Raw genomic sequence first — 20253 nt, 5'->3', positions numbered from 1 at the left:
TTCCGGAAAAGGAAGTTTCAACGTGAAGCGACTATTCTGCTTGGCCGCGATTGCGGCCGCACTGATGGGGCAAAGTTTTACTGCACAAGCGGCCGGTGTTGAGTTTGCGGTGGGGGCCACCAGCGACTCGACCATGACGTACCGCCTGGGCATGAATTTCGACTGGGACAAGAGCTGGCTGCAAAGTGACGTCGGTCGTCTGACCGGTTACTGGAGCGGGGCTTACACCTACTGGGAAGGTGACAAGACCTCCAGTAACAACAGCCTGTCGTTCTCGCCGGTATTTGTTTACGAGTTTGCCGGTCAATCGGTCAAACCGTATGTGGAGGCGGGGATTGGTGTCGCGGCTTTCTCCAATACCAAGTACGAATCCAACAATCTCGGCGGCTCTTTCCAGTTCGAAGACCGCTTCGGTTTTGGTCTGCGTTTCAATGGCGGACATGAAGTCGGGATTCGTGCGACGCACTATTCCAACGCCGGTCTGGCCAGCGACAACGACGGGGTAGAAAGTTACTCGCTGCATTACACGATGCCGCTCTAAGCCGAGCGCATAACCCCTGTAGGAGTGAGCCTGCTCGCGATAGCGGTGTGTCAGTCACACATATATTGACTGACACACCGCTATCGCGAGCAGGCTCACTCCTACATTTGTTTTGGGGTGTTTTTGTGATCAGCGGTAGGCAGTCGTGATGCCTTTGCGTTCTTCAATGCACTCCGGCGCGCCCATCTCGAACTCGCGGCAAATCAGCGGGCGTTTCTCATAGATCGTGCACATCATCGTGTCGCGATCCAGTGCCGCGCACCAGCCGTCATCCAGACGCAGCATCACTTCGCCGCCCCACTCATCGGTATCGATAAAGCGATCAGGCACGCCAGTGTCGGTGATCAGCATCACTTCGAGCTGGCAACAACACGCCGCGCAGGTCGAGCAAGTGACCGCCGGTTCAGTGATTTGTTGGTGGGGAATGGTCTTCATGGTCGGCAGTGTAAGGCAGTGACCGGTACGCGTGTGAACGGTCTGACAGACGCTCAGTGCGCCAGCCGCCGAGCCATCCCATGCAGCAACGGAAACAACAACGCCCAGAGCAGGCCGATGCCGATCAGTGTCGGCAGTTCGCCATAGGGAAATTGCACCCCGGCCAGGCGCCCGCCAGCGTAATACGACAGCGCGCCGCCGACAGCGCCGAGTAAGCTCGCCAGCCACCAGGGCCGCGCGCTCCAGGCCAGACAATGGCGCAAGGTGGTCGCCAACAACGCCCAGAGCAACATCAGCCACAACGGAATCAACGGCGACTGATCCTGAAACGCGAACACCCCGGCACCACGCAACACACTGTCGACAGCGGTGCCGACAATCACCACGCTGAGGATCAAACGCCCCTCAGCCGCCCAACTGCTGATCCAGCACAGATGGATCACCAGCACCGCCAGCGCGACCAGCAACCACAGGCTGTTGCCGCCGAGCACGCAGGTCAGCCAGCCGATCTGGAACAGTACGGCATTGGCGACACGCTCAAGCATCGAAGCGTCCGAGCAGCGGCGCAGTCATTGCGGCGGGTTTGGCCAATAGCAACTGCGCGGTGCCGATGGTGCGTTCGAGGAAACCGCCCTCGCAGTAACACAGGTAAAACTCCCACAGCCGCAGGAAATAATCGTCATAGCCCAGTTCGCTCAAGCGGCCATGGGCGCGGCGGAAGTTCTCGTGCCACAGGCGCAGGGTGCGGGCGTAGTGCAGGCCGAAATCTTCCATGTGCAGCAGGTTCATGTCGGTGTCGCGGCCGACCACTTCGAGCATTTTCTGCACGCAGGGCAGGGCGCCGCCGGGGAAGATGTAGCGCTGGATGAAATCGACGCCGCGCTTGGCCTGTTCGTAACGCTGCTCGCGGATGGTGATCGCCTGGATCAACATCAGGCCGTTGCTCTTGAGCAACTGCGCGCACTGTTTGAAGTAGGTCGGCAGGAAGCGGTGGCCGACGGCTTCGATCATCTCGATCGACACCAGTTTGTCGTATTCGCCGGTCAGGTCGCGGTAGTCCTTGAGCAACAGCGTGACGCGATCCTGCAAACCCAGTTGTTCGATGCGTTGCGCGGTAAACGCGTACTGCTCTTTCGACAGGGTCGTGGTGGTTACGCGGCAGCCGTAATGTTGCGCGGCATACAGCGCCATACTGCCCCAGCCGGTGCCGATCTCCAGCAAATGGTCGCTGGGTTGCAGCGAAAGCTTCTGACAGATCCGCTCCAGTTTGTTCAGTTGTGCCTGTTCGAGGCTGTCTTCCGGGGTCAGGAACTGCGCCGCCGAATACATCATGGTCGGGTCGAGAAACTGCTCGAACAGATCGTTGCCAAGGTCGTAGTGTGCGGCGATGTTCTTCTGCGAACCCTTGCGCGTGTTGCGGTTGAGCCAGTGCAGACCTTGCACCAACGGCCGGCTGAGGCGGGCCAGACCACCCTCCATGGCATCGAGCACGTCGAGGTTGCTGACGAACACGCGGACCACGGCCGTCAGATCCGGCGAACTCCAATAGCCGTGGATAAAGGCCTCGCCGGCCCCAATCGAACCGTTCCCGGCAACCATGCCCCAGACGGCCGGATCGAGCACATGGATTTCCCCGAGCAAAGCACTGCCCGGGGTACCGAACATCAGGCGTTCGCCGTCCTCGACCACCAGCAGTTGGCCGTTTTTCAACTGAGCCAATTGGCGCAGCACGCCACGGCGCAGCAGCGACCCGGTCAAACCGTTGGTGCTGAGCCGACTGACCGACAGACTAGAGGATTTCATGGCGGTGCTCCTTGGGAGGCACAGTGGCGGTTTGAAAACTGCCGTCGGCAGTCTGATGAGCAAAAATCGGTGCGCGTTTGAGCAGCAGTCGCAGCGCTTGCCAGTAAATGGCCAGGGCGGTCTTCGCGGTCATCCACGGAAAGCGCCGCAGGTAACGATGCAGGCTGCGCCGGTCGAGGCTTTCGCGTTGCAGATTGAGGGTGGCGTCGAACAGTTTGTGCTCGCCTTGCCAGTCGGCCATGTGCACACCGAGGTTTTGCGCGGCGGGACTGAAACTCATGCGGTATTCGAGATCGCGCGGCAGGAACGGCGAAACGTGAAAGGCTTTGGCCACGGTAAAATGCTGATGGAAATCCTGCAGATTGACCGGCGGGCGCGCCGGCAACACATAGTGATAGCGCTCGCCCCACGGCGTGTTGGTGACTTCACAGACGATCGCCGCCAGTTGCCCGTCCGCCTCATGGCAGTAAAAGAAACTCACCGGGTTGAACGACAGCCCCCAACTGCGCGCCTGGGTCAGCAGGCAGATCGAGCCTTGCGGTTCGTGGCCGATGGCGATGCCGACCTGCTGGCGAACGGCATCGATCAGGCGCATGCCACGGCTGGTAAAAGTCTTGAGATAGTCGGTCTCGCGAAATGAAAACGGCGCAAAGCGGCTGCGCCCGGCCAGCGGCGACAGTGCAAGCACGGCGTCCTGTTCGCTGAGATCGAGGTAGAGCAAGCCGATCCGGTAACGGAATTCATGGCGGCGCGGCGAAAAACGCCGATGGCCGATCCAGCCGCTATACAGGGCGCTGTTCATAAGCTTTCCCCGAACGCGGCGGCAACGCGCAAGGCACTGACGACACCGTCCTCATGAAACCCGTTGGCCCAGTAAGCGCCGCAATAATGCGTGTGCTGCGCGCCATCCAGTTCGCCCCAGCGCTGCTGCGCGGTCACGGCCGCGAGGCTGAACTGCGGGTGGGCGTAGGTGTAGCGGGCGAGCACTTTGTCGGGGCTGATGCCGGCACTCTGATTGAGGCTGACGCAGAACGTGGTTTCGCTCTGAATGCCCTGCAGAATGTTCATGTCGTAGGTGACGGCGGCGTGAGTATGGCCAGCGCCGCTGAGTCGATAGTTCCAGCTGGCCCAGGCAAGTTTGCGTGTTGGCAGCAAACGGGTATCGGTGTGCAGCACCACTTCGTTGTCGGCGTAGGGCAGCGCACCGAGGATCGCGCGTTCGGCATCGCTGGGCACCGCCAGCAGTTTCAGCGCCTGGTCGCTGTGACAGGCGAACACCACCCGATCGAAATGCTCAAGGCCTGCCGGGCTGTGGATAACTACGCCATGCACATCGCGATCGACCCGGGTGACCGGACAATTGAGCCGAATCCTGTCCTTGAACCCGGCCGTCAGTGGCGCGATGTAAGCACTCGAGCCGCCTTCGATGACTTGCCATTGCGGCCGATCACTGACTGACAACAGCCCGTGATTCTTGAAGAACCGCACAAAAAACTGCAGGGGGAAGTTGAGCATTTCCGCCATCGGCATCGACCAGATCGCCGAACCCATCGGCACGATGTAATGCAGGATGAAACGTTCGCCGTAGCCGCCGGCCTTGAGGTATTCGTCGAGGGTGGTGTCGGCGGCAATGCGCAGTTCGACGAGGTCGCGCTGGGCTTCTTTGTTGAAGCGCAGGATGTCGCGCAACATGCCCCAGAACCCCGGTGACAACAGATTGCTGCGCTGGGCGAAGAGGCTGTTGAGGTTGTTGCCGTTGTATTCCAGGCCGGTGTCCGGGTCGGTCACCGAGAAACTCATTTCCGTCGGTTTGAACGCCACGCCAAGCTGGCCGAGCAGGCGGATAAAGTTCGGGTAGGTCCAGTCATTGAACACGATGAAGCCGGTGTCCACGGCGTAGGGCTGCCCTGCGACGGTGACGTCTACCGTGTGCGTGTGGCCACCGACCCAGTCGCCCGCCTCGAACACCGTCACTTCATGGCGGCGATTGAGCAGGTAGGCGCAGGTAAGCCCGGCGATGCCGCTGCCGACGATGGCAATTTTCATGTCGGATCCGTCAGCGGAGGCGACTTGCGCACCATGCGCTTGCCGATGGCCAGTTGCACGCGTGCCGGCAGTTTCGACAGCGGCCACAGCGCGGCCATGAACAGCGCCGGGAAGGCGATTTCCAATGGCCGATCTTTGAGCTTGGCGAAGATGTGCCGCGCGGCTTTATCCACAGGCCAGCTCAAAGGCATGGGGAAATCGTTTTTGGCGGTCAGCGGTGTTTCGACAAAACCGGGGCTGATGACTGTGACTTCAATGCCTTCGTCGGCGAGATCGATGCGCAGCGATTCGAACAGGTAACGCAAACCGGCCTTCGAGGCGCCGTAGGCTTCGGCCCGTGGCAACGGCAGGTAGGTCACCGAACTGGCCATGCCGATCAGGTGCGGCGCGGTGCCTTTGCGCAACAGCGGCAAGGCGGCCTCGATGCAGTAGCTGCTGGCGAGCAGGTTGGTGCGCACCACATGCTCGATGATCGAGGCGTCGAACTGCTTGGCATCGACGTACTCGCAGGTGCCGGCGTTGAGAATCACTGAATCCAGTGAACCCCAATCCGTGGCGATCTGCTCGCCGATTTCGCGCACCGTCTGGCTGTTGGTCAGGTCCCCCGGCACCACCAGAACTTGCCCCGGATAGCGTTGCGACAAGACCTTGAGCGGGGCGATCTGACGGGAACTGACCGCCAGGTGCGCACCCGTTTTCAGGATTTCTTCAGCCAGCGCCGCGCCGATGCCACTGCTGGCCCCGGTCAACCAATAGCGCCGTGGAGGTGTACGACTCATCCCATTCTCCTTTTCAGCCAGGCGATGACCCGGCCCAATACTGGCAAGTGTTCATACAGCAGCGCCCCGGCATCGAAATAATCCCGATGGCGATAAACCTTGTCGTGCCAAAGCAGGTGCGAGCAGCCGCTGACACGAATCACACGGCCACCCGCCAGGCGCGGATGGCGATAACTCATGACCCAACGCAGGTAGCCTTCGCAGTCGCCGATCTGGTCGAAACCATGAAAATCGAAACGCAGTTCGCTGACGTTGGCGTACAGCTCGCCGAAGTAGTCGCGCAATTGCGCCAACCCTTGCACCTCGTGCAGCGGGTCGGTGAAATGAATGTCATCGCTGTACAGCTCGCCGAGGTTTTGCAGGTTGTCTTTGTTCAACGCTGAAAATTGCCGGGCGAAGCGGCGCAGGAATTCACTCATCATCGCCTCCGGTAGACGTACGCGAAGGCAGGTTCTTGAAGGCGGCCAATGCGCGCTGGCGCGAAGTGCTGAGGTTGACGATCGGCGACGGGTAGTCAGCCGCGCCGAACAAACCACCGACGTCGGCTGGGTTGTGCACTTCTTTCTTGTTGAGAGCCGCCAGTTCCGGTAGCCAGTGCTTGATGAACAGGCCTTCGCTGTCGAATTTTTCCGACTGGCTCAACGGGTTGAAGATGCGGAAGTACGGCGCCGAATCGGTGCCCGTCGACGAGCTCCATTGCCAGCCGCCGTTGTTCGCCGCCAAGTCGCCATCAATCAGGTGACGCATGAAAAAACGCTCGCCTTCGCGCCAGTCGATCAGCAGGTTTTTGGTCAGGAACATCGCCACGATCATGCGCAGGCGATTGTGCATCCAGCCGGTTTCGAGCAATTGGCGCATGGCCGCGTCGATGATCGGCAGACCGGTGCGCGCCTCTTGCCACGCGGCGAGATCGTCCGGCGCATCACGCCAGGCCAGCGCTTCGGTTTCCGGGCGAAACGCGCGGTGCCGCGAGACCCGTGGATAGCCGACCAGAATGTGTTTGTAGAATTCGCGCCACAGCAGCTCGTTGATCCAGGTAACCGCACCGACCTTGCCGCTTTCGAATTCGCCCTGATTGCTTTGCAGGGCGGCGTGCAGGCATTGGCGCGGCGAAATCACCCCGGCAGCGAGGTATGCCGAGAGCTGACTGGTGCCGGGCTTGGCCGGGAAGTCGCGTTCGCTTTGGTAATAGTCGATCTGCGCGTCGGTGAAGGTATCGAGACGGCGCCGGGCTTCCTGTTCGCCGGCCGGCCACAGATCGCGCAGGGTTTGGCTCGGTGTGGCGAAGCCTTTGACGGAGTCGGGAATCGGGTCGCTGTCGATGGCAAGTTTTGCCTGTTTGCCAGGGGCCTTGACCAACGCAGGCATCGAGCGGTGCAAGCGTTCATAACAGACTTTGCGGAACTGGCTGAACACCTTGAAGTAACTCTCGGTCTTGGTCAGCACGCTGCCGGGTTTGAACAGCAACTGATCGAGGTAGCTGTGAAACGTGATGCCCTCGGCCTGCAGTGTGTCCGCCACCGCTGCATCGCGACGGCTTTCATGGACGCCATATTCTTCGTTGACGTGGACGGCTTCGATCTTCAGTTGCCGACAGAGCTTGAGCAGTTCCACTGGGGCTTGATCCCAATGCGCGGCAGTACGGATCAGCAACGGAATATTCAACGCGGCGAAGCTTTTGCTCAGCTCATCGAGGTTGCGCAACCAGAAGTCGACCTTGCACGGCGCATCGTCATGTTCCAGCCACTGCTGCGGACTCAACAGGTACACGGCGACCGTCGGGCCGCGCGCTGCGGCGGCCGCGAGGGCGGTGTTGTCATGTTGGCGCAAGTCGCTGCGCATCCAGATCAATTGCATGTCGGCACTCACGGCGTCCATTAAATCAGCCCGCGCTGAACGAGTTCCTGGTGCGCAAGAAGCGCGTCTTCCGCCAGGAACACATCAGCCATCTCGGAGGTTTTTACGGACAACTCGGCGTGGTGGATGCATACCGTTGGTCCGACCAGCATTTTTGGGCAACTGACTCCGTTCAGCAGCTTGGGCAACTGCGCAAGGTTCATGGCTTTGCTGGAATACAGCAGTACGCCACGGGCCTGCAGGTGTTCGACCGCCAGCGCCAGTTCGGTGGCCGGCAGCGGCCAGTCAAACACTTGCACCGGACAATCGGCGCTGCTGATCAGCCACGCGCACAGCCACAGATGAGGTTCCAGTGGCAGGTCGGAGTGATTGATCAACAACAGCGGGGCGCCATGTAGCTGACGATTGTTATGGTAGATGCGTGTGCCGAATTTGCTGCGTAGCCACGAATAAAAGAACACCCGTTCCATCTGCGCGCCGAACTGGCCTTGCCAGCGCTGCTCCAGTTCCGCCAGCAGCGGCATCAGCAATTGCTCGCACAGCGTGCGTGGCGGGTAGAGCGCCATGGCCTGATTGACGCTGTCGTCGAGGCTGCGTTCATTGAGCTGCGTGACGGCCGCCAGCAATGTCTGGCGCAAACGCTGCCAGTCGTTTTCCACCGATTCGCTGAACGCTTGTGGTGCGTCGAGCAGCGGTTTGACCTGACTGACGGCAACACCACGGTTGAGCCAGGTGAGGATGGTCAGAATCTGCTGCACGTGTTCGGCCGAATACAGTCGGTGGCCCTTGGGCGTGCGTTGCGGCACGACCAGCCCGTAGCGGCGTTCCCACGCGCGCAAAGTGATCGCGTTGACGCCGGTCTGTCGCGCGACTTCGCGAATCGGCAGCCAGCCCTCGTCGAGAGCTTTCTTAAAATCCGCGCCAAGGTCTTCCTGGGCGCTGGTATCCATTTTGTCGTTCATTAGATTGCATTTCGCAGGCTGAGGTTTTCCGGGTGCGGTTGCAGGTAAACCTGTTGCGCGATGTACGAATCCGGATGGAGGCGAAAGTGATGCTTGAGCAGCGTCAACGGCACCACCAGCGGCACGATGCCCTGGCGGTATTGGCCGATGACGTGTTGCATTTCCTGTTTGTCTTCGGCGCTGATCGCCTGCTTCAGATAACCGCTGATGTGCAGCAGGACATTGCTGTGAGTGCCGCGCGTGGCACATTTCTTCAGGGCGGCCATCAGTTCGCTGAAATAGCGCGGGCCGAGTTCGGCGGGATCGGTGTCGGCCATATTGCCCAACAACTTGCCCAGCGTTTTGTATTGCAGTGGGTTGTGCGCCATCAGCAAGTATTTGTAGCGCGAATGGAATTCGGTGAGGGCGCGACGGCTCAGGCCATTGGCGAGGACCTGTTGCCATTCGCTGTAAGCGAACACACGGGTGATGAAGTTCTCACGCAGTACCGGATCGTTGAGGCGACCGGCTTCTTCTACGGGCAGATCCGGGTGCTGTGCGCAGAACGCCTGGGCGTAAATCCCGCGTCCGCCGCCGTTCACCGGGGCGCCGTTGGTGTGGTAGACCTTGACCCGCTCGAGGCCGCAGGACGGCGACTGCTGCATGAATATGTAGCCGCAGATGTCATTCAGCTCGGCGGCCATTTTTGTGCCGTACTCGGCCAATGGCTGAGTGACGTTGATCGACGGGTTTACCGTGCCGACCGCTTGCGGATGCTCGGCCTCGCCGACAAGGCGGATAGGCTCGCGCGGGATGCCCATACCGATCGCGACTTCCGGACACACCGGGACGAAATCGAAATGCTCGGTGAGGGTGCGGCTGCACAGGCGGGATTCCTTGTGTCCACCGTTGTAGCGCACCTCGGCGCCCAGCAGGCAGGCGCTGATGGCGATTTTGGGTTTGGCTGCGCAAGAGTCAGACATGGGCACCTCGAATCCATACCTGTACAGAGGTTGATCTCTGTACAACTTTGCTCAGCATAGATTCATGGGTGTACAAGTCAAATGGTTTGTATAACTTTTTCGGTTGAGCGCGGTTCACTGTGGGAGCGAGCTTGCTCGCGAATACGGATTAACATTCAACAAATTCATTGATTGACACACCGCCTTCGCGAGCAAGCTCGCTCCCACAGGGGACGGTATTTACTTCCAGCCCTGCAGCCATTCAGCGTTGTTTTGTAGTGTCTGCCAATCGAGTCGCTCAGCACGTTGGGTCAACACCGCCTGCAACTCAACCTCCAGCACCGTGCCTTCCTCGTCGCGAAACAGCTCTGTCACCAGAAAGTGTTTTTCACGATTCTGCGGGTGGGCTGCTGTCCATTTCGACAGCAGCAATTTACGCGGATTGATGCGGTTCATTGCAGGTGTTCGTGCAAGCGTCGCGCTGCTTCCTGGCCACTGAGCCAAGCGCCTTCGACGCGCCCGGACAGGCACCAGTCGCCGCAAGCATACAAACCCAGATCGGCATCGGCCAGGGTGCCCCATTCGTGGCCCGTCGCCGGACGTGCGTAGAGCCAGCGGTGGGCGAGGCTGAAGGTTGGCGCGGGCATGGCGCTGTGCAGCAATTCGGCAAAAGCACCGTGCAGTTGCTCGATCACAGCTTCCTTGGACAGGTCGATGTGCTGCCGGCTCCATGCGCTGCTCGCATGCAGCACCCAGGTGTCGAGTGTGTTGTCACGTCCGGGTTTGCTGCGGTTGCGTGCCAGCCAGTCGAGCGGACTGTCCTGCACGAAGCAGCCTTCAAGGGGCGTATCCAGCGGTGTATCGAAGGCGAGGGCGACAGCCCAGGTCGGGTCCATTTTCACCCCGGCGGCGGCCCCGGCAAGTTTCGGGGCAGCGGCCAGTAAGGCTGTCGCTTGAGGGGCCGGCGTGGCGATCACCACGTGACTGAACGGGCCATGGGTGAAGCCTTCGGCGTCCTGCAAGTGCCAGTGCTCTTCACCGCGAAAGACCTCGGTGATGCGACAGGCAAAGTGCACTTCCAGGCCATCGAGCAGTCCACGAGTGATGGCGCTCATGCGCGGTGTACCGACCCAGCGCGTCTGCTCGTCCGGCGACAGATTCAGTTGCCCGCCCTGATACGTGTAGAGCTGCGGTGTCCACTCGGCGACCCAGCCCAGGCTTTGCCAACGCTGCACTTCGGTGACGAAGCGCCGATCACGCGCGGTGAAATATTGCGCGCCCATGTCCAGCGAGCCAGCGTCGCTGCGCTTGCTCGACATGCGCCCGCCGCTGCCGCGACTTTTATCGAACAATTGCACGGTATGCCCGGTCTCTGTCAGAGCCTGGGCGGCGGAAAGTCCGGCGATGCCGGTGCCAATGATTGCGATAGGTACAGTCATAGGGGCCTCGTTTACCTTTCTGTACAGACTACGCCGTGGATGAAACCTGTACAATTTTGTTTTTTGGTATAACTTCTAGCGTTCTCGATCTGACAGCTTGGCCTATGGTTAAACAATAGAGCCTGCCCGATAGAAAAGATCCCTGCTTATAAAAATAGACTAGTGATCCGGGTTAAACGCCACGCGAGGAAGATGTCATGCACATATTGCTGACCGGCGGTACTGGTTTGATCGGACGTGCGCTCTGCCGACACTGGTTGGAGCAGGGGCATCGCTTGACGGTGTGGAGCCGCAAACCGGAGAAAGTCGCGAAAATCTGTGGTGCGCAGGTGCGTGGTATTGCGCGTTTGCAAGACCTTGGCGATGAGCCTGTGGACGCGATCATCAATCTGGCCGGTGCGCCGATTGCCGATCGGCCGTGGACCCATCGACGCAAAGCGTTGCTGTGGAGCAGCCGTATCACGCTCACGGAAACCCTGTTGACCTGGCTCGACACGCGCGCGCAGAAACCAGCGTTGCTGATCTCCGGATCAGCCATTGGCTGGTATGGCGATGGCGGTGAGCGCGAATTGACTGAAGATTCGCCGCCGGTGATCGACGATTTCGCCAGCCAGTTGTGCATCGCCTGGGAAGAAACCGCGCAACGTGCCGAGGCGCAAGGCATCCGTGTGGTGCTGGTGCGAACTGGTCTGGTGCTGTCGGCCGAGGGCGGCTTTTTGTCGCGCTTGCTGTTGCCCTTCAAGCTCGGGCTGGGTGGGCCTTTGGGCAATGGTCGGCAGTGGATGCCGTGGATTCATATCAACGATCAAATCGCCCTGATTGATTTTCTTCTGCATCGTGATCAGGCCAGTGGTCCTTATAATGCGTGCGCGCCGAAACCTGTGCGCAATCGCGAATTTGCCAAGACGCTGGGCAGCGTTTTACACCGCCCGGCGTTCATGCCGATGCCGACGCTGGCGCTGAAAGTCGGTCTCGGCGAGATGTCATTGTTGTTGCTCGGCGGCCAGAAGGCTATGCCGGCACGCTTGCTGGAAGCGGGTTTCACTTTCCAGTTCACGGATTTACGTGCGGCCCTGGACGATCTCTCCAGCCGCCTCTGAAATAGGACGTTGCATGACCGATCACGCCTTGCTTCTGGTCAACCTGGGTTCCCCGGCCTCAACCTCAGTGGCCGATGTGCGCCGCTACCTCAATCAATTCCTGATGGACCCGTACGTGATCGACCTGCCGTGGCCGGTGCGGCGTCTGCTGGTGTCGCTGATCCTGGTCAAGCGCCCGGAACAATCGGCCCACGCTTACGCCTCGATCTGGTGGGAGGAGGGCTCACCGCTGGTGGTGCTCAGCCGTCGTCTGCAACAGCAGATGACCGCACAGTGGAATCACGGCCCTGTGGAACTGGCGATGCGCTATGGTGAGCCGTCGATTGAAACCTGCCTGCTGAAACTGGTGGCGGCGGGGCACAAGCGCATCACGCTGGCACCGCTGTATCCACAGTTCGCCGACAGCACCACGACCACAGTGATCGAAGAAGCCAAGCGGGTGATCCGCGAAAAGAAACTCGACGTGCAACTGTCGGTGCTGCAGCCGTTCTACGATCAGCCGGAATATCTGGATGCGCTGGTCGAAAGCGCCCGGCCGCATCTGCAGCAGGATTACGATCACTTGCTGCTGAGCTTCCACGGTCTGCCTGAGCGGCATCTGACCAAACTCGATCCGACCGGCAATCATTGCTTCAAGAATGAAGACTGCTGCAAGAACGCCTCGCCTGCGGTATTGGCGACCTGTTATCGCGCGCAATGCCTGCGTACTGCGGCGTTGTTCGCTGAGCGCATGGGCCTGCCGGATGGCAAATGGTCGGTGTCGTTTCAGTCGCGTCTGGGCCGGGCCAAGTGGATCGAACCCTACACCGAGGCACGGCTGGATGAGCTGGCGAAAAGTGGCGTGAAGAAAATACTGGTGATGTGCCCGGCGTTTGTCGCCGATTGCATCGAGACGCTGGAAGAGATTGGTGATCGCGGCAAGGAACAGTTCCGCGAAGCGGGGGGCGAAGAGTTGGTGCTGGTGCCGTGCCTGAATGACGACCGGCAATGGGCTAAGGCGTTGGCAACCCTCTGCGAAAGAGCGCCGCTGGCGCTCTAAAAGCCAAAAGCTTCGTCGGAACGCCGCCCGGAGCAGGCTCGCTCCCACATTTGAATGCATTTCCAATGTGGGAGCGAGCCTGCTCGCGAAAGCGATCTTTCAGGCAGCGACGATCTAAAGGCTTAGATCAGCGGCTCATCCGCCTTCTTGTTCTTCCAGCCATCATTGCCCGGCAGAATCAGGTTCAGCGCTATCGCCACCACCGCGCACAGCGCGATGCCTTTGAGGCCAAAGTCGTCCGGACCGGTACCGGTGCCGACCAGCACACCGCCAATGCCGAACACCAGCGTCACCGAGACAATCACCAGATTGCGCGCTTCGCCCAGATCGATCTTGTGACGGATCAGGGTGTTCATCCCCACTGCCGCGATCGAGCCGAACAGCAAGCACAGAATCCCGCCCATCACCGGCACCGGAATGCTCTGCAGCAGCGCGCCGAACTTGCCAATGAACGCCAGGCTGATAGCGAAGATCGCCGCCCAGGTCATGATTTTCGGGTTGTAGTTCTTGGTCAGCATCACCGCACCCGTCACTTCGGCGTAGGTGGTGTTTGGCGGGCCGCCGAACAGACCGGCGGCGGTGGTGGCAATGCCGTCGCCGAGCAGGGTGCGATGCAGGCCCGGCTTCTTCAGGTAATCGCGACCGGTCACGCTACCCACAGCAATCACACCGCCGATGTGTTCAATGGCCGGAGCCAATGCCACTGGAACGATGAACAGAATCGCCTGCCAGTTGAATTCCGGCGCGGTGAAGTGCGGAATCGCAAACCATGGCGCTGCGGCAATCTTCGCGGTATCAACGACACCGAAATAGAACGCCATGGCAAAACCGACCAGCACGCCGGAAATGATCGGCACCAGGCGGAAGATGCCTTTACCGAACACCGCCACGATCAATGTGGTCAGCAATGCCGGCATCGAGATCAGCATCGCGGTCTGGTAATGGATCAGTTCAGAACCATCGCCAGCCTTGCCCATCGCCATGTTCGCGGCAATCGGCGCCATGGCCAGGCCGATGGAAATGATCACCGGACCAATCACCACCGGTGGCAGCAAGCGGTCAATAAAGCCCGTGCCTTTGATCTTCACGGCCAGGCCGAGGAAGGTGTAGACGAAACCGGCTGCCATCACACCGCCCATGGTCGCGGCGAGGCCGAACTGGCCCTTGGCGAGAATGATCGGGGTGATGAAAGCGAAGCTCGACGCCAGAAACACCGGCACCTGACGCCCGGTGACGATCTGGAACAGGATCGTCCCCAGACCCGCGGTAAACAGTGCCACGTTCGGGTCCAGGCCCGTGATCAGCGGCATCAGCACCAGGGCGCCGAAAGCCACGAACAGCATCTGGGCGCCGGACAGCACCGTGCGCCAGAGCGGATCGTTGAACTCTTGCTGCATGGTCACGCGTCCTTCTGCTTGGTGCCGAAGATCTTGTCACCGGCGTCGCCAAGCCCTGGGATGATGTAACCGTGCTCGTTCAAGCGCTCATCGATGGACGCGGTGTAGATGGTCACGTCCGGGTGAGCCTTTTCTACGGCGGCAATACCTTCCGGCGCGGCAACCAGCACCATGGCGCGGATGTCTTTGCAGCCGGCTTTCTTCAACAGATCAATGGTCGCCACCATCGAGCTGCCGGTAGCGAGCATCGGGTCGATGATCATCGCCAACCGTTCGTCGATTTCCGGAACCAGTTTTTCCAGATAAGTGTGCGCTTGCAGGGTTTCTTCGTTGCGGGCAACGCCCACAGCGGAAACCTTGGCACCCGGGATCAGGCTCAGCACGCCTTCAAGCATGCCGATGCCGGCGCGCAGGATCGGCACGACGGTGATCTTCTTGCCGGCGATCTTCTCGACCGACACGGTGCCGCACCAGCCTGCAATATCGTAGGACTCCAGCGGCAAATCTTTTGTAGCTTCATAGGTCAACAGGGCGCCGACTTCCTGAGCGAGCTCACGGAAGTTCTTGGTGCTGATATCGGCGCGGCGCATCAGGCCGAGTTTATGACGGATCAGCGGATGGCGGATCTCGAGGATGGGCATGGAAAAACTCCGGCGGCGGGCAAAAAAACCGGCCTAGATTAATCTATCCGAGGGTGATGTCCTATAGGACATTCTGTACGTTAGTCCATAAAGGCTTGATTCGGCCTCAATGGATGCGTACCTTTGCCCGCTTTTCCGAAAACATCCCCCCCTGGAGAGCGCCATGTCCGCTGATCTCGAGCATATCCGTCAAATCATGCGAGAGGCTGACTGCCTGTACACCGAAGCTGAAGTCGAGGCCGCCATCGCCCGCGTCGGTGCACAAATCAACGAACAACTGGCTGACAGCAATCCGGTAGTGTTCTGCGTGATGAACGGCGGGCTGATTTTCTCCGGCAAACTGCTGACGCATCTGCAGTTCCCGCTGGAAGCCTCCTACCTGCACGCGACCCGTTATCGCAACGAAACCAGCGGCGGCGACCTGTTCTGGAAAGCCAAGCCGGAAGTTTCGTTCATCGACCGCGACGTGCTGATCATCGACGACATCCTCGACGAAGGTCACACCCTCGGCGCGATCATCGACTTCTGCAAACACGCCGGTGCGCGCAAAGTGCACACCGCCGTGCTGATCGACAAGGATCACGACCGCAAGGCGCGTCCTGACCTGAAAGCCGATTTCGTCGGCCTGCCGTGCATCGACCGCTACATCTTCGGTTACGGCATGGACTACAAAGGCTACTGGCGCAACGCCAACGGGATCTTTGCCGTTAAAGGCATGTAATCCGCGCCTCGATCTAAATGTGGGAGCGAGCTTGCTCGCGAAAGCGGTGTATCAGTCGACATCTGTTTTGAATGTCAGTCCGCCTTCGCGAGCAAGCTCGCTCCCACAGTGTTTTTGTGTGTGCTGATCCATCCGCGATACCCATGCTAGAGTGCTCGGCCCCGCCCTCCGGAGCCTGTCATGCGCCTCTTGATCCGCAGCTTTGCCGCCCTGTTGCTGACCTTCAGCCTGCCTCTTTCCGCCGCGCCGATGCACAGTCAATTCCTGCCGCCGGACGATCTGACCGTGCGCGATGCCGAGCCCGAGCAGCAGCAACTCATGCAGGTCACCGATTACTCCGTGGTCGTCGGCGCACAACGCCAATCCAATCAGCAGCCGATCCCGGTCACTTCACCGCTGCTGATTCGCCTCAAGGGCAAATCCCTGAACAAAGGCGCGACCATTACTCAAGTGCTGGTGAATTTCGACGGTGAAAGCAAAAGCCTGAAAAAGCCGGTTTATGACGACAAGAGCAAAACCCTCACACTGTTTTATCCACAGGCCCAATACCGCGTGATCATCGATCTGCTGCGCAACGACACCGTGTACGTGCAGTTCCTCAGTTACGCCAACGGCCACATCTGGGCCGATTTGCACACCGGGGCGGTGCGATCGCGTTGAGCCGGGCGGCCGGGCAGGGGTAAACTGCCCGCCCCGTGTAATGTCTGCGAGCTGGAGTCGGCAATGCGTAAAGATAAAAAACAAGTGATTGGTGACGAGATCGGCGATGAGCAGATCAAGCTGTTCCTCGATTTTGAGCCGGTCGACGCCACTTCGCCGTCGCTGCACAAACTGATCAAGGCTTATCGTGGCCTGCGCATTGATGATTTCGAGCGGTTTCTGGGCTTCTTCGTCGCTGCCGGTTACGACGTTGATGGCAAGGACGAGCAGGGCAAGACCTTCGTTGAGCTGATCGCCGATCAGCGCAATGCCCCGGAATACATCGAGCTGATCGAAAAGTCCCGCACCTGAGACTTTTCCCAGGCATAAAAAAACGCCCCGCACTCACTGAGTACGGGGCGTTTTTTATACGGCAAGATCAAGCGTAGCTTGGGGTCTCGCTGCTTTCTTCAACCAGTTCCAGCGCGATGTTGTTCTGCGTGTTGATCTTGCGATACAGCGCAGCATCGGTTTCCAGGACCTTTTCACGGGCCGGGAAGATCTCGGCCAGTTTGCCAGCCCACTCACCCTTGGCCTTGGCCGGGAAGCATTTCTCGATCAGTTCCAGCATGATCGAAACGGTCACCGAAGCGCCTGGCGAAGCGCCGAGCAGGGCGGCGAGGGAGCCGTCCTTGGCCGACACCAGTTCGGTACCGAACTGCAGGATGCCGCCCTTTTTCGGGTCTTTCTTGATGATCTGTACCCGTTGGCCGGCCACTTCCAGGCGCCAGTCTTCGGCTTTCGCCTCCGGGTAGAAACGGCGCAGGGAATCCAGACGCTGTTCCATCGATTGCATCACTTCGCTGACCAGGTACTTGGTCAGGTCCATGTTGTTTTTCGCCACGGCCAGCATCGGCCCGATGTTGCCGGCGCGAACCGACAGCGGCAGGTCCATGAAGGAGCCGTGCTTGAGGAACTTGGTGGTGAAACCGGCGTATGGCCCGAACAGCAGGGACTTCTTGCCGTCGACTACGCGGGTGTCCAGGTGCGGCACCGACATCGGTGGCGAACCCACCGCGGCCTGGCTGTACACCTTGGCCTGGTGATGCTTGACCACTTCCGGGTTGTCGCAACGCAGCCACTGGCCGCTGATCGGGAAGCCGCCGAAGCCTTTGCTTTCCTCGATGCCCGAAGCCTGCAGCAACGGCAGCGCCGCGCCACCCGCGCCGAGGAAAACGAACCTGGCGTCGACTTCACGGCTGCTGCCGCTGTTGACGTCCTTGATGCTGACGGTCCAGCCAGCGCCGTTACGCTTGAGGCCGGTGACGCGCTTGCAGTATTTGACTTGAGTGTCGGGAGCGCTGGTCAGGTGCTTGAGCAACTGATTGGTCAGGGCGCCGAAGTTGACGTCGGTGCCGTTCATCACGCGGGTCGCGGCGAGGACTTCGTCCGGCGAGCGGCCCGGCATCATCAGCGGCATCCACTCGGCCATCTTGGCCTTGTCCTCGGTGTACTCCATGTCGGAGAACGCGTGATGCTTGTGCAGGACCTCGAAACGTTCCTTGAGGAAGGAAACGCCTTTGTCGCCCTGGACAAAACTCAGGTGCGGCACCGGGCTGATGAATGATTTGCACGAGCCGAACGTGCCTTTCTTGGTCAGGTACGACCAGAACTGCTTCGACACCTCGAACTGGGTGTTGATGTGCACGGCTTTCTTGATGTCGACGGTGCCATCGGCGGCTTGCGGCGTGTAGTTCAGCTCGCAAAGGCCAGCGTGACCGGTGCCGGCGTTGTTCCATGGGTTGGAACTCTCGGCAGCACCGGAATCCATCAGCTCGACGACTTCCAGCTTGATCGCGGGGTCGAGCTCTTTGAGCAGCACGGCCAGGGTGGCACTCATGATGCCCGCCCCAACCAGAACTACGTCGACTGCTTCGTTATGCGCCATTTAACGCGTCTCCAAAATCTGCAGCACCAAATTGTCGGCATGGCTGCCAGGCATTCCGGGACAGGTCAGTGATGTCCAGGCTATCCATGGTCAGGTTCGCCATGTCCGAATCTTCGCAATTTTTCGCAACTTCGACGGATGTATGCGGCTTGGCTTTCAAGAGCTCCATGAACTCATTTCAGCACGCAGCTGGCAATTCGACTTATGGTCGAGACATCCGTTTTTGTGCAACCAAATCCGTAGCGGACAGGCTTCAGGCTCCGATATTCGAGGTATACCCGGTCCTGTGTCGTTGGGCTGTTTCAGACGCTAATGGTGCATGTTCAGACGCAAAACTTTTCATTTGCTCGCCACACTCTTGTGAAGTTGTGAAAACCCGTTTTTTTCACGCTCTTTTGAAGACGTGAACCTCAAAAAAGGGCTGTCCAGGCCTGGCACCTTGCCCGCAAAGGCAAAACAACGCGGTGGCCGAGCGTCATGACAGCTCTGCAGATTCGCGAAAAGCGGGGTTTTTGCCGGAAGAACAGGCAAGCGCGCCAACTTCACTCGATCTGTGTGGGCGGCTCTCTGTGGGCGATTTTGGGTGTCGATGCATGCGCATTGACGCTGTTGCGGGGCCCGATCAGGAGACGTCCTTATAATCGGGGGGAGATTGTATCGAAGAAATGCGGGCAGTTGCTCGTGTTTAATGACTTTTATTAGGCATCCGGTCAGATGCTCAACATCGCTTGCACCCGTGCACGGGGCTGCGACGCTATGACGCGGGCGCTGGCGGGCAGTGGCTGGTGCAACCAGTTGAGGCGGATTTCTTCGATTTCCACCCAACCGTCGCCCATCGGCTGCAGGCTGCACTGCTTGAATGCCTGGCAATGGCCATTGCGGTCGAGCAGGGCGAAGCTGCGGTGCAGCGGACGTGGGGCGAACAACGAGATCAGATAACGCATGATTGAGTACCTTGTGGGGGACTGATTGCAAGGTTGCCAATGCGCCGTGACGTGAACGTGTATGCCGGGTGAATAATCTGTGACAGGAACCGCTTTCCCACGGGTTTGTCAGACATTTCAGTATTCGCTGCCGGGCGCTGGTTACCCGCACTGGCCCACCGCTATACTGCCGGCCTGTTTGTGCCTGATTCTGGAGAGAAGAGCATGTTGCAACGCCTGTTGTTCGGTTTGATCACTGTGGCCGGTTTGACCCTGGCCGGCTGCGCCCACAGCCCGCAACAACTGAGCCCGGAGCCAAAGCTGACCACTCAGCTGCCAGCGGTCGGCCGTGGCCAGCCAGTCGTCGTGCGTGTGGTTGACGGTCGTCCGTCGCCAACGTTGGGCACCCGTGGCGGCCTGTACCCGGAAACCAGCGCTATCACCGTGCAGCGCGAGCAGATCCTGCCGAAGTTGCAGGCTCAGGCTGAAGCCGCCGTGCGTCTGCTCGGCTTCACACCGACCAACAACGCGCCAAATGCTCCGCAGTTGACCGTGACCCTGGCCGAGCTGAAATACCAGTCGCCGAAAGAAGGCATGTACGTGACCGAAGCGACCATTGGCGCAACCTTCCGCTCTGATGTGCAGAACGCCAACCGCCGTTATAGCGGCCGTTACGGCGCTTCGCTGGACCAGCGTTTCGGCATGGCGCCGAACCAGGAAACCAATACCAAACTGGTCAGCGATGTATTGAGCGATGCGCTGACGCGTCTGTTCAAGGATCCGACGGTGGGTCAGGTTCTGGCTGAGTAAGTTTTCGGCGGATGTGAAAAAGCCCGGGATCAGTGATGAGCCCGGGCTTTTTTGTGGGACTTGAAATCGTACCCCCTCACCCCAGCCCTCTCCCCCAGGGGGGCGAGGGGGAAAGGGAGCCGATCTGTGTTGTGCCTGGGATCTGCATTCATCTCGGAGTTTCAGGTCGATTTGCGTTGTTCTTGAGATCTACATTCACCTCGGACTTTCAGGTCGATGTACCTCGACAAAA

Annotated in this window: 23 protein-coding genes; 7 read left to right on the top strand and 16 right to left on the bottom strand. The window is 59.7% G+C overall.

From position 1 onward, the window contains the following. Nucleotides 1-22: 22 nt before the first annotated feature. The gene (locus tag CLU80_RS08335; RefSeq protein WP_093441419.1) at nt 23-541 is read left to right on the top strand and encodes an acyloxyacyl hydrolase; all 519 of its coding nucleotides are present in this window, start codon (nt 23-25) and stop codon (nt 539-541) included. Between the two features lie 129 nt (nt 542-670). Here CLU80_RS08335 and CLU80_RS08330 read toward each other — a convergent pair whose 3' ends face one another. From CLU80_RS08330 to CLU80_RS08270, 12 genes are all read right to left on the bottom strand, one after another. After that, nucleotides 671-976, bottom strand: a complete 306-nt coding sequence (locus CLU80_RS08330; RefSeq protein ID WP_077574517.1) for a YkgJ family cysteine cluster protein — start codon at nt 974-976, stop codon at nt 671-673. A gap of 53 nt (nt 977-1029) precedes the next feature. After that, nucleotides 1030-1521 (bottom strand): DUF2878 domain-containing protein, encoded by a 492-nt coding sequence (locus tag CLU80_RS08325; protein ID WP_093441415.1) that lies wholly within the window; start codon nt 1519-1521, stop codon nt 1030-1032. Beyond that, nucleotides 1514-2779 (bottom strand): SAM-dependent methyltransferase, encoded by a 1266-nt coding sequence (locus tag CLU80_RS08320; RefSeq protein WP_099757169.1) that lies wholly within the window; start codon nt 2777-2779, stop codon nt 1514-1516. Before CLU80_RS08320 ends, CLU80_RS08325 begins: the two co-directional genes overlap by 8 nt. After that, a complete protein-coding gene (locus tag CLU80_RS08315; protein ID WP_099757168.1) occupies nt 2766-3581 on the bottom strand; it encodes a DUF1365 domain-containing protein in 816 nt (271 codons plus the stop codon). Before CLU80_RS08315 ends, CLU80_RS08320 begins: the two co-directional genes overlap by 14 nt. Next, entirely contained in the window at nt 3578-4825 is a 1248-nt protein-coding gene (locus CLU80_RS08310) for an NAD(P)/FAD-dependent oxidoreductase (protein ID WP_099757167.1), read from the bottom strand. The genes CLU80_RS08315 and CLU80_RS08310 overlap by 4 nt, the downstream gene beginning before the upstream one ends. Further along, a complete protein-coding gene (locus CLU80_RS08305) occupies nt 4822-5604 on the bottom strand; it encodes an SDR family NAD(P)-dependent oxidoreductase (protein WP_099757166.1) in 783 nt (260 codons plus the stop codon). Before CLU80_RS08305 ends, CLU80_RS08310 begins: the two co-directional genes overlap by 4 nt. After that, entirely contained in the window at nt 5601-6023 is a 423-nt protein-coding gene (locus CLU80_RS08300; RefSeq protein ID WP_093441392.1) for a nuclear transport factor 2 family protein, read from the bottom strand. The genes CLU80_RS08305 and CLU80_RS08300 overlap by 4 nt, the downstream gene beginning before the upstream one ends. After that, nucleotides 6016-7461: a deoxyribodipyrimidine photo-lyase gene (gene phrB / locus CLU80_RS08295; protein WP_177413093.1), complete on the bottom strand. Its 1446-nt coding sequence runs from the start codon at nt 7459-7461 to the stop codon at nt 6016-6018. The genes CLU80_RS08300 and phrB overlap by 8 nt, the downstream gene beginning before the upstream one ends. 20 nt (nt 7462-7481) lie before the next feature. Continuing rightward, nucleotides 7482-8423, bottom strand: coding sequence for a MerR family transcriptional regulator (locus CLU80_RS08290; protein WP_093441383.1), 942 nt, complete (start codon nt 8421-8423; stop codon nt 7482-7484). Beyond that, nucleotides 8423-9385: a YbgA family protein gene (locus CLU80_RS08285; protein WP_093441378.1), complete on the bottom strand. Its 963-nt coding sequence runs from the start codon at nt 9383-9385 to the stop codon at nt 8423-8425. Before CLU80_RS08285 ends, CLU80_RS08290 begins: the two co-directional genes overlap by 1 nt. A 219-nt stretch (nt 9386-9604) precedes the next feature. Continuing rightward, nucleotides 9605-9820, bottom strand: a complete 216-nt coding sequence (locus CLU80_RS08275; protein WP_093441373.1) for a TIGR02450 family Trp-rich protein — start codon at nt 9818-9820, stop codon at nt 9605-9607. Further along, nucleotides 9817-10803, bottom strand: coding sequence for an NAD(P)/FAD-dependent oxidoreductase (locus CLU80_RS08270; RefSeq protein ID WP_099757164.1), 987 nt, complete (start codon nt 10801-10803; stop codon nt 9817-9819). Before CLU80_RS08270 ends, CLU80_RS08275 begins: the two co-directional genes overlap by 4 nt. A gap of 197 nt (nt 10804-11000) precedes the next feature. Here CLU80_RS08270 and CLU80_RS08265 point away from each other — a divergent pair, with 197 nt between their 5' ends. Both CLU80_RS08265 and hemH read left to right on the top strand, forming a co-directional pair. After that, nucleotides 11001-11903, top strand: coding sequence for a TIGR01777 family oxidoreductase (locus CLU80_RS08265; RefSeq protein ID WP_099757163.1), 903 nt, complete (start codon nt 11001-11003; stop codon nt 11901-11903). A gap of 13 nt (nt 11904-11916) precedes the next feature. Next, entirely contained in the window at nt 11917-12942 is a 1026-nt protein-coding gene (gene hemH / locus CLU80_RS08260; RefSeq protein ID WP_093441360.1) for a ferrochelatase, read from the top strand. 122 nt (nt 12943-13064) lie between these two features. Here hemH and CLU80_RS08255 read toward each other — a convergent pair whose 3' ends face one another. Together CLU80_RS08255 and upp are read right to left on the bottom strand one after the other, a co-directional pair. After that, nucleotides 13065-14339 carry a uracil-xanthine permease family protein gene (locus CLU80_RS08255; protein WP_077574503.1) on the bottom strand — a complete coding sequence of 425 codons (1275 nt, stop codon included), beginning with the start codon at nt 14337-14339 and terminating at the stop codon, nt 13065-13067. 2 nt (nt 14340-14341) lie between these two features. Then, entirely contained in the window at nt 14342-14980 is a 639-nt protein-coding gene (upp, locus tag CLU80_RS08250; RefSeq protein WP_007912842.1) for a uracil phosphoribosyltransferase, read from the bottom strand. A 163-nt stretch (nt 14981-15143) separates the two neighbouring features. Between upp and CLU80_RS08245 the strand changes: the two genes are divergently transcribed. The 3 genes from CLU80_RS08245 to CLU80_RS08235 all read left to right on the top strand — a co-directional run bounded on the left by CLU80_RS08245 (nt 15144) and on the right by CLU80_RS08235 (nt 16712). Continuing rightward, nucleotides 15144-15701, top strand: coding sequence for a hypoxanthine-guanine phosphoribosyltransferase (locus CLU80_RS08245; RefSeq protein ID WP_008086142.1), 558 nt, complete (start codon nt 15144-15146; stop codon nt 15699-15701). Nucleotides 15702-15881: 180 nt separating this feature from the next. Further along, nucleotides 15882-16361: a hypothetical protein gene (locus CLU80_RS08240; protein WP_099757162.1), complete on the top strand. Its 480-nt coding sequence runs from the start codon at nt 15882-15884 to the stop codon at nt 16359-16361. A 63-nt stretch (nt 16362-16424) separates the two neighbouring features. Next, nucleotides 16425-16712: a PA4642 family protein gene (locus tag CLU80_RS08235; RefSeq protein WP_093441345.1), complete on the top strand. Its 288-nt coding sequence runs from the start codon at nt 16425-16427 to the stop codon at nt 16710-16712. Between the two features lie 67 nt (nt 16713-16779). Here the strand turns inward: CLU80_RS08235 and mqo are convergent, their stop codons facing one another. Next, the gene (gene mqo, locus CLU80_RS08230; RefSeq protein WP_093441341.1) at nt 16780-18288 is read right to left on the bottom strand and encodes a malate dehydrogenase (quinone); all 1509 of its coding nucleotides are present in this window, start codon (nt 18286-18288) and stop codon (nt 16780-16782) included. A gap of 710 nt (nt 18289-18998) precedes the next feature. Continuing rightward, nucleotides 18999-19232 (bottom strand): hypothetical protein, encoded by a 234-nt coding sequence (locus CLU80_RS08220; protein WP_007912834.1) that lies wholly within the window; start codon nt 19230-19232, stop codon nt 18999-19001. A gap of 204 nt (nt 19233-19436) precedes the next feature. On the opposite strand from CLU80_RS08220, the gene CLU80_RS08215 reads away from it, so the two are divergent. Beyond that, nucleotides 19437-20021 (top strand): YajG family lipoprotein, encoded by a 585-nt coding sequence (locus CLU80_RS08215; protein ID WP_007912832.1) that lies wholly within the window; start codon nt 19437-19439, stop codon nt 20019-20021. Nucleotides 20022-20253 lie beyond the last annotated feature (232 nt).

Origin of the sequence: Pseudomonas sp. 29 (assembly GCF_002754355.1) — a bacterium.
Taxonomy (GTDB): domain Bacteria; phylum Pseudomonadota; class Gammaproteobacteria; order Pseudomonadales; family Pseudomonadaceae; genus Aquipseudomonas; species Aquipseudomonas neuropathica.
The sequence above is the reverse complement of the archived record's forward strand: the minus strand, read 5'-3'. Positions and strand labels throughout refer to the sequence as shown.

Bases quoted from the DNA above. Each gene is read 5' to 3' on its own strand.
- CLU80_RS08330 (WP_077574517.1), bottom strand. From the start codon at position 976: ATGAAGACCATTCCCCACCAACAAATCACTGAACCGGCGGTCACTTGC.
- CLU80_RS08285 (WP_093441378.1), bottom strand. From the start codon at position 9,385: ATGTCTGACTCTTGCGCAGCCAAACCCAAAATCGCCATCAGCGCCTGC.
- CLU80_RS08320 (WP_099757169.1), bottom strand. From the start codon at position 2,779: ATGAAATCCTCTAGTCTGTCGGTCAGTCGGCTCAGCACCAACGGTTTG.
- upp (WP_007912842.1), bottom strand. From the start codon at position 14,980: ATGCCCATCCTCGAGATCCGCCATCCGCTGATCCGTCATAAACTCGGC.
- CLU80_RS08265 (WP_099757163.1), top strand. From the start codon at position 11,001: ATGCACATATTGCTGACCGGCGGTACTGGTTTGATCGGACGTGCGCTC.
- CLU80_RS08305 (WP_099757166.1), bottom strand. From the start codon at position 5,604: ATGAGTCGTACACCTCCACGGCGCTATTGGTTGACCGGGGCCAGCAGT.
- hemH (WP_093441360.1), top strand. From the start codon at position 11,917: ATGACCGATCACGCCTTGCTTCTGGTCAACCTGGGTTCCCCGGCCTCA.
- CLU80_RS08325 (WP_093441415.1), bottom strand. From the start codon at position 1,521: ATGCTTGAGCGTGTCGCCAATGCCGTACTGTTCCAGATCGGCTGGCTG.
- CLU80_RS08310 (WP_099757167.1), bottom strand. From the start codon at position 4,825: ATGAAAATTGCCATCGTCGGCAGCGGCATCGCCGGGCTTACCTGCGCC.
- CLU80_RS08235 (WP_093441345.1), top strand. From the start codon at position 16,425: ATGCGTAAAGATAAAAAACAAGTGATTGGTGACGAGATCGGCGATGAG.
- CLU80_RS08300 (WP_093441392.1), bottom strand. From the start codon at position 6,023: ATGAGTGAATTCCTGCGCCGCTTCGCCCGGCAATTTTCAGCGTTGAAC.
- CLU80_RS08245 (WP_008086142.1), top strand. From the start codon at position 15,144: ATGTCCGCTGATCTCGAGCATATCCGTCAAATCATGCGAGAGGCTGAC.
- CLU80_RS08270 (WP_099757164.1), bottom strand. From the start codon at position 10,803: ATGACTGTACCTATCGCAATCATTGGCACCGGCATCGCCGGACTTTCC.
- CLU80_RS08275 (WP_093441373.1), bottom strand. From the start codon at position 9,820: ATGAACCGCATCAATCCGCGTAAATTGCTGCTGTCGAAATGGACAGCA.
- CLU80_RS08240 (WP_099757162.1), top strand. From the start codon at position 15,882: ATGCGCCTCTTGATCCGCAGCTTTGCCGCCCTGTTGCTGACCTTCAGC.
- mqo (WP_093441341.1), bottom strand. From the start codon at position 18,288: ATGGCGCATAACGAAGCAGTCGACGTAGTTCTGGTTGGGGCGGGCATC.
- phrB (WP_177413093.1), bottom strand. From the start codon at position 7,461: ATGCAATTGATCTGGATGCGCAGCGACTTGCGCCAACATGACAACACC.
- CLU80_RS08315 (WP_099757168.1), bottom strand. From the start codon at position 3,581: ATGAACAGCGCCCTGTATAGCGGCTGGATCGGCCATCGGCGTTTTTCG.
- CLU80_RS08255 (WP_077574503.1), bottom strand. From the start codon at position 14,339: ATGCAGCAAGAGTTCAACGATCCGCTCTGGCGCACGGTGCTGTCCGGC.
- CLU80_RS08290 (WP_093441383.1), bottom strand. From the start codon at position 8,423: ATGAACGACAAAATGGATACCAGCGCCCAGGAAGACCTTGGCGCGGAT.
- CLU80_RS08215 (WP_007912832.1), top strand. From the start codon at position 19,437: ATGTTGCAACGCCTGTTGTTCGGTTTGATCACTGTGGCCGGTTTGACC.
- CLU80_RS08220 (WP_007912834.1), bottom strand. From the start codon at position 19,232: ATGCGTTATCTGATCTCGTTGTTCGCCCCACGTCCGCTGCACCGCAGC.